Annotated in this window: 10 protein-coding genes; 5 read left to right on the top strand and 5 right to left on the bottom strand. The window is 62.9% G+C overall.

Going from position 1 to position 12,545, the window contains the following annotated elements; all coding sequences use genetic code 11:
- The first annotated feature begins 2 nt into the window (after positions 1-2).
- From pyk to D0550_RS17075, 4 genes are all read left to right on the top strand, one after another.
- Positions 3-1,436: a pyruvate kinase gene (pyk, locus tag D0550_RS17090; protein WP_116810401.1), complete on the top strand. Its 1,434-nt coding sequence runs from the start codon at positions 3-5 to the stop codon at positions 1,434-1,436.
- Between the two features lie 10 nt (positions 1,437-1,446).
- Positions 1,447-3,843, top strand: coding sequence for a penicillin acylase family protein (locus D0550_RS17085; protein ID WP_116810400.1), 2,397 nt, complete (start codon positions 1,447-1,449; stop codon positions 3,841-3,843).
- A gap of 96 nt (positions 3,844-3,939) precedes the next feature.
- Positions 3,940-4,785 carry an AAA family ATPase gene (locus D0550_RS17080; protein WP_116810399.1) on the top strand — a complete coding sequence of 282 codons (846 nt, stop codon included), beginning with the start codon at positions 3,940-3,942 and terminating at the stop codon, positions 4,783-4,785.
- Between the two features lie 9 nt (positions 4,786-4,794).
- Positions 4,795-5,970: a vWA domain-containing protein gene (locus D0550_RS17075; RefSeq protein ID WP_116810398.1), complete on the top strand. Its 1,176-nt coding sequence runs from the start codon at positions 4,795-4,797 to the stop codon at positions 5,968-5,970.
- A 289-nt stretch (positions 5,971-6,259) separates the two neighbouring features.
- Here the strand turns inward: D0550_RS17075 and D0550_RS17070 are convergent, their stop codons facing one another.
- On the bottom strand, positions 6,260-6,829 hold the full coding sequence (locus tag D0550_RS17070) for a peroxiredoxin (protein ID WP_206606359.1): 570 nt from the start codon (positions 6,827-6,829) through the stop codon (positions 6,260-6,262).
- A gap of 157 nt (positions 6,830-6,986) precedes the next feature.
- Between D0550_RS17070 and D0550_RS17065 the strand changes: the two genes are divergently transcribed.
- Entirely contained in the window at positions 6,987-8,237 is a 1,251-nt protein-coding gene (locus D0550_RS17065; RefSeq protein ID WP_161965878.1) for a patatin-like phospholipase family protein, read from the top strand.
- Here the strand turns inward: D0550_RS17065 and mgtE are convergent.
- The 4 genes from mgtE to D0550_RS17045 form a co-directional block, all read right to left on the bottom strand.
- Complete coding sequence (gene mgtE / locus D0550_RS17060; RefSeq protein ID WP_116810396.1) at positions 8,202-9,554, bottom strand: magnesium transporter; 1,353 nt, start codon at positions 9,552-9,554, stop codon at positions 8,202-8,204. The genes D0550_RS17065 and mgtE overlap by 36 nt on opposite strands.
- Positions 9,555-9,628: 74 nt before the next feature.
- Positions 9,629-10,501 (bottom strand): RNase adapter RapZ, encoded by an 873-nt coding sequence (gene rapZ, locus D0550_RS17055; RefSeq protein WP_116810395.1) that lies wholly within the window; start codon positions 10,499-10,501, stop codon positions 9,629-9,631.
- A gap of 163 nt (positions 10,502-10,664) precedes the next feature.
- Entirely contained in the window at positions 10,665-10,985 is a 321-nt protein-coding gene (gene hpf / locus D0550_RS17050) for a ribosome hibernation-promoting factor, HPF/YfiA family (RefSeq protein ID WP_116810394.1), read from the bottom strand.
- Between the two features lie 36 nt (positions 10,986-11,021).
- Positions 11,022-12,524 (bottom strand): RNA polymerase factor sigma-54, encoded by a 1,503-nt coding sequence (locus D0550_RS17045; protein ID WP_116810393.1) that lies wholly within the window; start codon positions 12,522-12,524, stop codon positions 11,022-11,024.
- Positions 12,525-12,545 lie beyond the last annotated feature (21 nt).

Here is a 12,545-nt window from a genome sequence, read left to right as displayed (position 1 = left end):
CAATGCTCCGTCGCACCAAGATCCTGACCACCCTCGGGCCGGCCACCGATAACCCAAAGGTGCTTGGTGAGATGTTGCGGGCCGGAGCCGACGTCGTGCGAGTGAATTTCTCGCACGGCGAGGCTGCGGCCCACGCCAAACGCGTGCAGATGGTGCGCGAAGTGGCGGAGCAGGTCGGCAAGTGGGTCGCCGTGCTCGGCGACCTGCAGGGCCCGAAGATCCGCATCGATCGGTTCGTCGAAGGCAAGGTGTTCCTGAACGAGGGAGAAACCTTCGTGCTGGACGTGGCGCTCGACTCCAAGGCCGGCACCGCCCAGTCAGTGGGTGTCGCGTACAAAAATCTTCCGAAGGATGTGCGCGCCGGCGACACGCTGTTGTTGAACGACGGCCTGATCGTTCTGGAAGTCGCCGATGTCGATGGCCCGCGCATCATGACCAACGTCGTGGTGGGCGGTGAGCTTTCCGATAACAAGGGCATCAACAAGCAGGGCGGCGGCCTGTCGGCCGGCGCGCTGACCGACAAGGATCGCGAGCACATCAAGCTGGCCGCGGAGCTGGGCGTCGATTACCTCGCCGTTTCGTTTGCTCGCGACGGTCAAGACATGGACGAAGCCCGGCAGCTGTTGCGCGGGGCCGGCGGTCACGGTCATCTGGTCGCGAAGATCGAGCGTAGCGAAGCGCTCGTGAACCTGGATCGCATCATTCAAGCCAGCGACGCTGTCATGGTGGCGCGTGGCGACCTCGGCGTCGAAGTCGGTTACGCCGAGCTGACGGGTCTGCAGAAGCACATCATCTCCGCGTGCCGTAAGCGCAATCGTGTCGCCATCACCGCGACCCAGATGATGGAATCGATGATTCACAATCCGGTGCCGACGCGCGCCGAAGTTTCAGATATCGCCAACGCCGTCATGGACGGCACCGACGCGGTGATGCTCTCCGGCGAGAGCGCGGTTGGTAAGTATCCGGTCAAGGCCGTGGCGACGATGGCTCAAGTCATTCTCGGCGCGGAGAAGTACGAGAGCTCGCATACGCCGGTGCGTGCCCGCAGCGAGCACGGCATTTTCGAGAAGACCGACGAAGCCATCGCCATGGCGGTGATGTACACGGCCAATCATCTGAAGGTGAAGGCCATCGTCGCATTGACCGAGTCGGGCTCGACGCCGCTGTGGATGTCGCGTATTCGCGCCGACATTCCCATTTACGCGTTCACCCGGCACGAAGAGACCCGCCGTCGCGTGATGCTGTATCGCGGTGTGTATCCGGTGACTTTCGATATCACTCACAGCAACGCACAGCTGTTGTACGCCGACATCTTCAAGCTCATGCTCAAGCAGGGCATGGTGGAAACCGGCGATCGCATCATCCTCACCAAGGGTGAATTGTCCGGAGTCTCGGGCAAGACCAATGCGATGAAGATTCTCGAGGTGCGAGTCTAGACTCACTCAGATGCGTCTGCTTCGGCCGCTGCGCGTTGTTGGACTTGCTCTGCTGATCGTTCTGGTCGTCGGCGGACTGGCCGGTTTCTTCGCACTGCGCGCCAGTCTGCCCAAGCTCGACGGCAATATTGCCAATGCCCGGATCACAGCGCCCGCTGCCATCGAGCGGGATGCTGAGGGCACGCCGGTGCTGCGCGCCCGCACTCGCGCCGATCTCGCATTTGCTACCGGTTTCGCCCACGGCCAGGACCGCTATTTCCAGATGGATCTGATGCGGCGTGCGGCCGCCGGCGAGATGGCCGAGCTGCTCGGCGCATCCATGCTGAACACCGATCGCAAGTTGCGCGTCCACGGTTTCCGTCGGGTCGCGCGACAAGTGCTGGCTGCGGCGCCGGCGAACGATCGTGCCTTGCTGGATGCGTACTCGGCGGGCGTGAATTTCGCACTCTCACAGGCAACGGCCAAGCCTTGGGAATATCTGCTGTTGGGGGCGAAGCCCGCGCCGTGGCTGCCGGAAGATTCGCTGCTGGCCGCGTTCTCGATGTATCTCAATTTGAACGATTCCAGCGGCAGCGAAGAGCTGACGCGTCTGCAATTGCGCGACGCCTTGCCGGCGGCCATGTTCGCGTTCATCGCGCCGCTCGGCACCGAATGGGATGCGCCGATGTCCGGCGGCACGATTCGCTCCGCGACCATTCCGGGTCCGGACGTGTTCGATCTGCGCGATGGCGGCGCAAGGTCGGCCGCTTTGCGCGCGCCACGCTCGACGCAGTTGCTGGAAGAAAAGAATTACGTCGGCAGTAACAGCTGGGCAGTTGCCGGCAGCCACACGGCCGATAAAGGCGCTTTGCTCGCCAACGACATGCATCTCGGTCTGCGCTTGCCGCATGTTTGGTATCGCGCGCGCATGATCGTCGACGCTGAAGGCGATGCGCGGCGCGATCTGGTTGGCGTCACGCTGCCTGGACTGCCAGTGTTGATCGTCGGCAGCAATGGTCACGTTGCCTGGGGTTTCACCAACAGCTTCGGCGACTGGACCGATCTGGTCATCGTCGAGCGCGATCCCAACGACGCCTCGCGCTATCTCACGCCGGAAGGCTCCGAGCCGTTCGAAGTGCACGAGGAAGTTCTCAAGGTGAAGGACGGCAATGACGAGAAGCTCACCGTCATGGCCACGCGCTGGGGACCGGTGGTGCGTGAGGACACGTCGCAACGGCCGCTCGCGCTCGCGTGGACCGCGCACTCTGCGCAAGCGACCAATCTGCGAATGCTCGATCTGGAGACGGCGAATACGGTCGATCAGGCGTTGCTCATCGCGAATCGCTCGGGCGTGCCGGTGCAGAATTTTGTGGCGGTCGATGCGAGCGGTCGTATCGGCTGGACGCTGATGGGGCAGGTGCCAGTGCGTGGCAACTACGATTCGACCATGCCTTATCTGTGGAACACGCCGGAAGCTGGCTGGAATGGCTGGCGCAAGCCAGAGGAATATCCGCGCATCATCGATCCGCAGGCGGGGCGGCTGTGGACTGCGAATGCGCGCACCGTCGATGTCGAAACGTGGTTGTCGTTCATGGGGGATGGCATGTACGACAACGGCGCGCGTGCCGCGCAGATCCGCGACGATCTGCTGGCGCTCGAAGGCGCGACTGCCGCGGACATGGTCAACATCCAGCTGGACGATCGCGCTTTGTTTCTAATCCGCTGGCGCGATTACCTGCTCGAGTTGCTCGACGAGGACGCCGTGCAGGGGCAGCCATTGCGGGCCGAGGCCAGAAAATTCCTGGAAGACTGGTCGGCGCGCGCGGCGGCCGAGGACGTTGGCTATCGCCTGGTGCGAGCGATGCGTCTGCAGATTCGTCAGGATGTATTCGAGTCGCTGACTGCGACCGCCCGGCTCAAATATCCCGAGAGCAAGTTCTCACCTTCGGCGCAGTTCGAAGGTCCGCTGTGGCAACTGGTGACGCGGCGGCCGGTGCACATGCTCGATCCCCGCTATCCGAGTTGGGACGCCGCGTTGCTCGCGTCGGTCGATGCGGCACTCAAGAAACTGGTGCAGGAGTGCGGCTCGCTGAGTCAGTGCAGCTGGGGCGCGCAGAACACGCTCGCAATGAGACATCCGCTGTCGCAGGCCATGCCGTTCTTCGGACCCTGGCTCGACATGCCGGCTCAGCAGCTGTCGGGCGATTCGTTCATGCCGCGCGTGCAAGGACCGTCATTCGGTGCGTCCCAGCGCATGGTGGTGTCGCCGGGGCGTGAAGCCGCCGGCTATTTCCAGATGCCCGGCGGTCCGGTCGACCACCCCCTGTCGCCGTTCTACGGAGCGGGCCACAAAGCCTGGGCCCGCGGCGAGCCGCGCCCGCTGCTGCCAGGCGAGCCGAAGCACATCCTGAAACTACTCCCGAAGTGACTAATGACTAGTGACTAATGACTGGTCAGAGAGCAACAGTGGTATGGTTGATGCTCTCTGACTAGTCATTAGTCACCAGTCACTTCGGGGTATTTCATGTCACGGTTCGAGGGCACGGACAATTACGTCGCCACTGAAGATTTGATGATGGCGGTCAATGCGGCCGTGGTGCTGGGGCGTCCGCTGCTGGTCAAAGGCGAGCCGGGCACCGGCAAGACACAGCTCGCCGAAGAGGTTGCGCGCTCGCTGGGGCGGCCGCTGTATCGCTGGCACATCAAGTCGACGACCAAAGCGCAGCAGGGCTTGTATGAATACGATGCCGTGTCCCGCCTGCGCGACTCGCAGCTCGGTGAGGCGAAGGTGCACGACATCGGCAATTACATCGTCAAAGGGCGGTTGTGGGAAGCGTTCGAAAGCGATGTGCAGCCGGTGCTGCTGGTCGACGAGATCGACAAGGCCGATATCGAATTTCCCAACGATCTGTTGCATGAGCTGGATCGCATGGAGTTCTACGTGTACGAGACGCGTCAATGGATCAAGGCGCGGCATCGTCCGATCATCATCATTACCAGCAATAACGAGAAGGAACTGCCGGACGCGTTCCTGCGCCGCTGTTTCTTCCATTACATCCGTTTCCCCGATGCAACGACCATGGAGCGCATCGTCGGCGTGCACTACCCGACGTTGAAGAAGGAACTGCTGTCGGAGGCGCTGAGCGCGTTCTTCAAAGTGCGCGAGATGCCGGGTCTGAAGAAAAAGCCTTCGACGTCCGAGTTGCTGGACTGGATCAAACTGCTGGTCGCGGAAGATATTCCGCCCGAAGCGCTGCGCAGCGACGACCCGAAGAAATCGATCCCGCCGCTGTACGGCGCGCTGCTGAAGAACGAGCAGGATGTGCACCTGTTCGAGCAGCTGGTGTTCATGAATCGTCGGGGACGTTGAGCGCCTGCCATGCTCGTGCCGTTCTTTTTCAAGCTGCGCGAGGCTGGGGTGCCGGTGTCCATCACCGAGTTCCTGTCATTGCTGCAGGCATTGCAGGCGCGCGTTGCCAGCGCCAGTGCCGAGGATTTTTATTATCTGTCGCGTGCCTGCCTGGTGAAGGACGAGCGGCACTTCGATCGTTTCGATCGCGCCTTCGCCGCGCACTTCAAGGGCGCCGAAGAGTTGTTCGAAAGCATGATGAAGAGCATTCCCGAGGAATGGCTCCGGCGCATGGGCGAGCGCACGCTCAGCGATGAAGAGAAAGCGCAGATCCAGGCGCTGGGCGGCTGGGACAAGCTGATCGAGACGCTCAAGCAGCGGCTCGCCGAGCAGAAGGAGCGTCATCAGGGCGGCAACAAATGGATCGGCACCGGCGGCACGTCGCCATTCGGCGCGTACGGTTACAACCCGGAAGGCATTCGCATCGGGCAGGACGAGTCGCGCCATAAGAGCGCGGTGAAAGTGTGGGATCAGCGCGAGTTCAAGAATCTCGACGACACCGTCGAGATCGGCACGCGCAACATCAAGATCGCGCTACGCAAGCTGCGCAAATTCGCTCGCGAGGGCGCGGCCGAGCATCTGGATCTGGATAGCACGATCGACTCGACGGCCCGCAACGCGGGGTTCCTCGATTTGAAATTTGTGCCCGAGCGGCACAACGCCATCAAGGTGCTGCTGTTCCTCGATGTGGGCGGCTCGATGGACTATCACGTCCGCGTCTGCGAAGAGCTGTTCTCCGCGGCCCGCTCCGAGTTCAAGCATCTGGAATATTTCTACTTCCACAACTTCGTGTACGAGCACGTGTGGAAGGACAACCGCCGGCGCCACGCGGAAAAGATTCCGACCCTGGAAGTGATGCGCACCTACGGCCATGACTACAAACTGATCGTGGTCGGCGACGCGACCATGAGTCCGTACGAAATCGTGCAGCCCGGCGGCAGCATCGAGCACTGGAACGAAGAGTCCGGCGCGGTATGGATGCAGCGGCTGGCGAAGACGTGGCCGCATCACGTTTGGCTAAACCCGGAGCCCGAGCAACGCTGGGATTACACGCAGTCCGTGCAGCTCACGCGTGAGCTGATCGAGAACCGGATGTTTCCATTGACGCTGGGTGGGTTGGAGCAGGCGATCAAGGCGCTGCACTGAGCGCCTGTTCGAAGAGACGTCGGTGGTCAGGCAGCGCTAGGGCGGGGAGACGGCGGTGGTTTGGCAGCGTCAGGGTGGGGTGTCTCCTCCCGGCGCCGGGCACGGCCGGAGCGCATTGCGCTCCTCACCGCACGTCCATGATGAGCCCTGCTGTTTCGGTCCCGTCCCTGTACCGAAAAGCCGCCGGGAGGAGACACCCCACCCTGACGCTGCCCGATATCACGGATGAGCTTGCAACCTCGAAGACAGTCGTTAGCACTCTCAGCGCGGTGTGGCTGGATTGCAGCGCTCAGCTCTTTGCCTGCAGTTCCTTGATGTCCTTCAGCACGACTTGCGAATGACCTTTGGGATCCACATCCGGATAGTGGCGGACGATCTTGCCTTGCGGGTCGATTAGAAACGTATCCCGTTTCGCCAGCTCGAATGCGCCGAGGAAGCGCTTCAGCACGCCGTATTGTTTTGCGACCACTTTCTGGTCGTCGGCCAGGATGGGAAATGGCAGGCCGTGCTTCTCGGAAAATTCCTTGTGAGATTCGACGTCATCGACGCTTACGCCGAGGATGACGGCGTTGGCGTCGCGGAACGCAAACACGTTGTCGCGGAACTCGCACGCCTGGGTGGTGCAGCCGGGCGTCTTGTCCTTGGGATAGAAGTACAACGCTACCCACTTACCGCGATAGTCCTTCAGCTCGTGCCATTTGCCGTTCTGATCCTGCAGTTTGAACTCGGGCGCGGCGCTGCCCAGGGCCGGGCCTTCGGCCGCTGCGGCGACGCTGGCGGCGAGCCAGGTAAAAGTGACGGCCAGCAGCCAGGTGCGCAGCCAGGCATGCATGTTCAGGCGAGACAGACGCAGATTCATGGCAAATCCCCTGAAAAAAGGCGGACCGCGACGCCGTATAACACGCGTGTCACGGGGCGTTCCGGGGCACTGTGCCATACTAATCACTCAGCGGCGAGCACCCGGATCGAGGCAAGCGTCCGGGATTTCGCCAACGATTACGGCACGGATTCAACATATGAGCGAGCGCACTCCGACATCTGCGCCTCCGGTGGGAACGCCCAAAGTAGGGCTGGTGCTACCGGGCGGCGGCGCGCGGGCCGCCTATCAAGTGGGCGTCCTGCGGGCGATTGCGGATCTGTTGCCGGCGCGCGCGAACAATCCTTTCCCGGTCGTGTCGGGGACTTCAGCCGGTGCTGTGAACGCCACGGCCATCGCGGTTCACGCCGATCGTTATCGCGTCGCTGTTGGCAATCTCGAGCGGGTCTGGCGCAATTTCCAGGTGGGGCAGGTGTTTCGCGCCGACACTGCCAGCATGCTGCGCGCCAGTCTGCATTGGATGTTCGCGATGCTGTCCGGCGGGTGGCTGCTGCCGCCGCCGAAGTCATTGTTCGACAACTCGCCGCTGCGCGAGTTGCTCAAGGAGCAGTTCGATTTCAGCCGCATCAGCCGCTCCATCGCCGAGGGCCATCTCGATGCCATCGCCATGTCGACCGCCGGTTATGCGAGCACCCGCTCCGTTTCTTTCTTCGAGGCCGGGCCCGGCAGCATGCCGTGGAAACGGACACGGCGGGCCGGCGAGCCGGTGTCGCTGTCCGTCGAGCATTTGATGGCGAGCGTCGCCGTGCCGTTCCTGTTCCCGCCTGTGTTGCTCGGCGAGGAGTATTACGGCGACGGCGCGATGCGCGAGGCGAATCCATTCAGCGCGGCCATTCATCTCGGTGCGCAACGCTTGCTGGTGATCGGCACGCGCAATGAAGCGTCGCCGACCCTGGCGGTGCCGCCGCTGTGTCCCACTTTCGGCCAGATCTTCGGCTACATGCTGGATTCGTTGTTCACCGATGGCATGTATTCGGATCTGGAGCGGCTCACGCAGCTGAATCAAATCGTCGACAAGGTCGGTCCCGTCACAGTGAACACTCCGGACGGTGCGGCGCATCTGCGCCGCATCGACATGCTGGTGATCCTGCCGAGCCGTGATCTCTCCGAGATCGCGCGTCATCACGTCGACTCGCTGCCGCGCACCTTGCGCGTCTTGCTCAGAACGATGGGCGCGATGAATACCGGCGGCGGTCAGCTGATGAGTTACTTGCTGTTTCAGGAAACGTACACGCGCGAGCTGATTGCGCTCGGCTATCAGGACGCGATGAAGCGCGCCGATGATCTGGTGTCATTCCTCGAGGGCGACTCGATCGTGTCGACGGGGGCTACCGCCATCCTGCGGCGGCTGGACTCACGTAAGGAACAACGTGCCGAGGCCCAGAAGTGAGGCGAAGCCGACGGTGTCGGTGACGGTGGTGAGCACCACGCCGCCGGCCAGGGCGGGATCGATGCCCAAACGTTTCAGGATCAACGGGACGCCGACGCCGGCCAGCGCCGCGGCGGTCAAATTGATCATCAGCGCGGCGAAGATGATGACGCCGATCGTCCATGCCTCGAACCAGATGCCGGCGGCGAGTCCCACCATGCTGGCGACCCCGACGCCGTTGAGCAGACCGACCGAGATCTCGCGAACCAGCAGCCAGCGTGCATTGGTCTGCTCGACCTGGCCGAGCGCGATACCGCGGATGATGAGCACGAGCGTCTGACTGCCGGCGATGCCGCCCATGCTGGCGACGATGGGCATCAGCACGGCGAGCGCCACGACTTTCTCGATCGTCGCCTCGAACAGGCCCACGACGTTCGCCGCCAGAAACGCGGTGCAGAGATTGACGCTCAGCCAGACGGCGCGGCGGCGTGCGCTCGTGACGACGCCGGCGAACATATCCTGGTCTTCGCCGAGGCCGGCCATGCTCATGACCGAGTGATCGGCTTCTTCGCGGATCACGTCGACGACGTCATCGATGGTGATACGGCCGAGCAATGTGCCGTCATGGGTCACCACGGCGGCAGACACGAGGTCGCGGTCTTCGAACAGCTTCGCGACTTCGCCGGCCGGCGTTTCCGGCGGGATGCCTTCGATGCTGGAGTCCATCACCTCGCCGACCGTCTTCTCCGGATCCTCGGTGAGCAGTCGCGTTATGTCCACGGCGCCGCGATACCGATCGTGACGATTGACCACGAACAACTGGTCAGTGCGCGCAGGCAATTCGCCGCGCATGCGCAGATAGCGCAGCACCACTTCCAGCGTCACGTCGGCGCGGACGGTGACGGCGTCGAGGTTCATCAGACGTCCGGCGCTGTCCTCTTCGAACTGCATGACCGCGTTCAGGCGCTCGCGGTCCTGTGCGTCCATCGAGTGCAGCACGCGCTCGTTGAGCGTCTCGGGCAGGTCGCCAATCAAGTCGGCGAGGTCGTCGACTTCCATGCCTTCGGTGGCCGCGATCAGCTCCTCGGCGTCCATGCCGCCGATCAGCTCGGCGCGCACTTCCTCGTTGAGCTCGATCAGCACGTCGCCTTCGATTTCCGGATCGACGAATTCCCACACGATCTCGCGGCGCGCCGGCGGCAGCGATTCGATCAGCGATGCTATTTCCGCCGGATGCAGGCTATTGATGAGCCGATGCCCGTGACGCAGCGAGCCCTGCTCGAGCGCGCTGCGTAGCGCGGCGAGTCGGCTTGGCTTGTGTTGCTGGGCTTCGGTCATGGCGCGCGCAGTGTAGCGGCGAGCGGCGCGCCCGCGAAGTTAAGTTGCCATGGATTTTTTGGCGCGCGTGCCGATCAGCTGGTGCGGTGGGCGCCGACTACTTGGTGGCGCGCGTGGACCTGCGGAAACTTTGCCGAGAAATGTCGCGCCAAACGTTCCACGAGATACACGGAGCGATGCTGGCCGCCGGTACAGCCGACCGCGATGGTCAGATAGCTGCGATTGGTGCGTACCAGCTCGGGAATCCAATGCTCCAGGAAACCGACGATGTCCTCGAACATCTTGGTTACCTGCGGATGGCGTTCGAGATATTCCACCACGGCCGGATCGCGGCCGGTGAAACGCGCGAGCCCCGGCTCCCAGTAGGGATTCGGCAGGCTGCGCACATCGAACACGAAATCCGCATCGCCCGGCACGCCGTGACGGAACGCGAACGATTCGAACAGGATGGACATGCGTCCTTCGACGCGGGCGCCGACCCGGTCGCGAATCAATTCGCGCAATTCGTGCACGCTGGTGCGCGTGGTATCGATGATCAGATCGGCCGCGTCGGCAATCGGCTCGAGCAGCGCTTGTTCCTGACTGATGGCGTCGGCGAGACCCAGGCCGTCGCGGCTCAACGGGTGGCGTCGGCGCGTTTCGCTGTAACGTTTCAGCAGGACTTCCTGGTCGGCGCGCAGAAACAGCACTTCACAAGCGACGCCGCTGCGCTTGAGATCGGCGACGAGCTTCGGCACCGAGGCTATCTCAGCGGGGCGGTTGCGTGCGTCGACCCCGACCGCCGTGTACCCATAGGTCGACTCGCGCGAGCGGACGGTATGGGAAATGAACATCGGCAGCAGGCCTGCGGGGATGTTGTCCACGCAGTAATAGTCGAGATCCTCGAGCATGTGCAGCGCCACGCTTTTGCCGGATCCGGACAGTCCACTGACGATGACGAGACGCATGGGTACGAACAGAAGCGCGCCGTAGGGGCTGCGGCTGCACAGACTAAGCGAGCCGCGCGCGGGCGGCAACGAGTCGCCGATGGCTGACGCCGGGGCACTTTCCCTGTGCCCGCAGATCGGCGGAATTGTGAGCTGCTCGGTGGTGTTACCGGGCGGTGACCGACTAGGAGGGACGGACCTTCAGCGCTTCCAGCGCGTGGTGGTCGGCCAGTTTTTCCTTGTGCTTCTTGACCCGGCGGTCGAGCTTGTCGGCCAGCGCGTCGATGGCGGCATACATATCCATGTCGACGGCGTCGGCGTACACCATGGCGCCGTTCAACAGCACCTTGGCCTCGGCCTTATGGCGCAGTTTTTCCACGGTCAGGATGCAGTGAACGTCAATGATGTGGTCGGAATGCCTGATGATGCGATCCAGCTTCTTTTCGACGTAGCCCTTCATGGAAGTGGTGACATCGACATGGTGACCAGTGACGTTCAGTTGCATGGAAGCCTCCTAGGATTGGAGCGGGGGAACTGCTGGCTATCTCACCGAAACTTTCTTCCGTTCGCTGGACGGAGGTATACCTAGTGCTTCACGGTATTTAGCAACCGTGCGCCGGGCCACGAGCACGCCCTCGCGTGACAGGATGTCCGCGATCCGGCTATCCGACAGGGGCTTGTCGGGCTCCTCCGCGGCCACCAGCTTGCGAATCTTGGCGCGGATGGCCGTCGAGGACATCTCCGTGCCGTCGCTGGCGGCGACATGGCTGGAAAAGAAATAACGAAACTCGAACACGCCACGATGCGTGTGCATGTACTTGTTGGTCGTGACTCGGGAGATGGTCGATTCGTGCATCTGCACGGCTTCGGCCACGTCCTTGAGAATCATCGGCTGCATGTACTCGTCGCCGTTCTCGAGGAACGCGGACTGCCGCTGCACGATGCAGCGGGCCACCTTGAGCAGCGTTTCGTTGCGGATTTCCAGGCTGCGGATCAGCCAGCGCGCTTCCTGCAGCTGGGTCCTGAGCATGGCGTGGTCCGCGGAACGGCCGATCAGGCCCGCGTAACTTTGATTCACGCGAATGCGCGGCAGGCTCGCGGGATTGATATCGACCGCCCAGCCTCGCTCGGTCCGGCGCACGAACACATCGGGCACGATGTACTCGGCCGGTACGGAGTGCACGCTGGAACCGGGGCGCGGCTGACAGGCGCGGACCAGCACCAGCGCGTTTTCCAATTCCTCTTCAGTGACGCGCAGTTGTCGACGCAATAGCGCGTATTGCTGCTCGGCGACTTGATCGAGATAACCGGCGGCAATGGCCAGTGCGGTTTCGCGGCCCGGCGTGTCTGGGTCCAGCTGGCGAAGCTGCAGCTCGATGCACTCGCTGACCGAGCGCGCGCCGACGCCCGCGGGATCCATGGCTTGCACATGCTTGAGCACGCGCTCGACTTCGGGAGTGGCGACGACCAGCTCGGGTTGTAAATTCCGCGCGATCTCATCGAGCGGCTCAATTACGTAGCCGTCGTCATTGATCGCATCGATGATGGCTGCGCCGATGCGCATCTCGCGCTCGTTGAGGCGCGACATCTCCAGCTGCCAGGTCAGATGCTCCTGCAGCGTTTCACCGCGCGCGTCGGAAAAATCCTGAGAGTGATCGTCATCGCCCGACCAGGGCGATTCGGCGGGGCCGGTGATGGGCGAATCGCTCCAGTCCTGATCCTCGACGATGTCGAGCGGCTGCTCGGCCTCGGCGGGCTCGCCGCGGTCTTCGTTGTGTTCGCTGCGCTCGTTGCTGGAGCTGGCTTCGGCGCTTGGCGAGGACGATTCGAACGGCGTCTCGAATTGGGGTTCGAGTGCCGACTCGCCGGTTTCCAGGCTGCCCGATTCGTCCTCGGCCTCCAGCATGACGTTGCTTTCCAACGCCTCGCGGATCTGCGCCTGGAGCTCCAGCACGGGCAGCTGCAAAAGGCGGATGGCCTGTTGCAGCTGGGGAGTCATGGTCAGCTGCTGGCCAAGTCGGAGCTGCAGGGCGGGCTTGAGCATTCGTCTCGCTTGTGGGTCGTC

Source organism: Steroidobacter cummioxidans, assembly GCF_003104955.1.
Note: the sequence above shows the minus strand (reverse complement) of the source record. Positions and strands in the feature narration are given on the sequence as shown.

What these genes read in the sequence shown, in the direction of transcription:
- D0550_RS17070 (WP_206606359.1), bottom strand. Translation starts at nt 6,829, where the DNA reads ATGAATCTGCGTCTGTCTCGCCTGAACATGCATGCCTGGCTGCGCACC.
- D0550_RS17065 (WP_161965878.1), top strand. Translation starts at nt 6,987, where the DNA reads ATGAGCGAGCGCACTCCGACATCTGCGCCTCCGGTGGGAACGCCCAAA.
- rapZ (WP_116810395.1), bottom strand. Translation starts at nt 10,501, where the DNA reads ATGCGTCTCGTCATCGTCAGTGGACTGTCCGGATCCGGCAAAAGCGTG.
- D0550_RS17075 (WP_116810398.1), top strand. Translation starts at nt 4,795, where the DNA reads ATGCTCGTGCCGTTCTTTTTCAAGCTGCGCGAGGCTGGGGTGCCGGTG.
- hpf (WP_116810394.1), bottom strand. Translation starts at nt 10,985, where the DNA reads ATGCAACTGAACGTCACTGGTCACCATGTCGATGTCACCACTTCCATG.
- D0550_RS17080 (WP_116810399.1), top strand. Translation starts at nt 3,940, where the DNA reads ATGTCACGGTTCGAGGGCACGGACAATTACGTCGCCACTGAAGATTTG.
- pyk (WP_116810401.1), top strand. Translation starts at nt 3, where the DNA reads ATGCTCCGTCGCACCAAGATCCTGACCACCCTCGGGCCGGCCACCGAT.
- D0550_RS17085 (WP_116810400.1), top strand. Translation starts at nt 1,447, where the DNA reads ATGCGTCTGCTTCGGCCGCTGCGCGTTGTTGGACTTGCTCTGCTGATC.
- D0550_RS17045 (WP_116810393.1), bottom strand. Translation starts at nt 12,524, where the DNA reads ATGCTCAAGCCCGCCCTGCAGCTCCGACTTGGCCAGCAGCTGACCATG.
- mgtE (WP_116810396.1), bottom strand. Translation starts at nt 9,554, where the DNA reads ATGACCGAAGCCCAGCAACACAAGCCAAGCCGACTCGCCGCGCTACGC.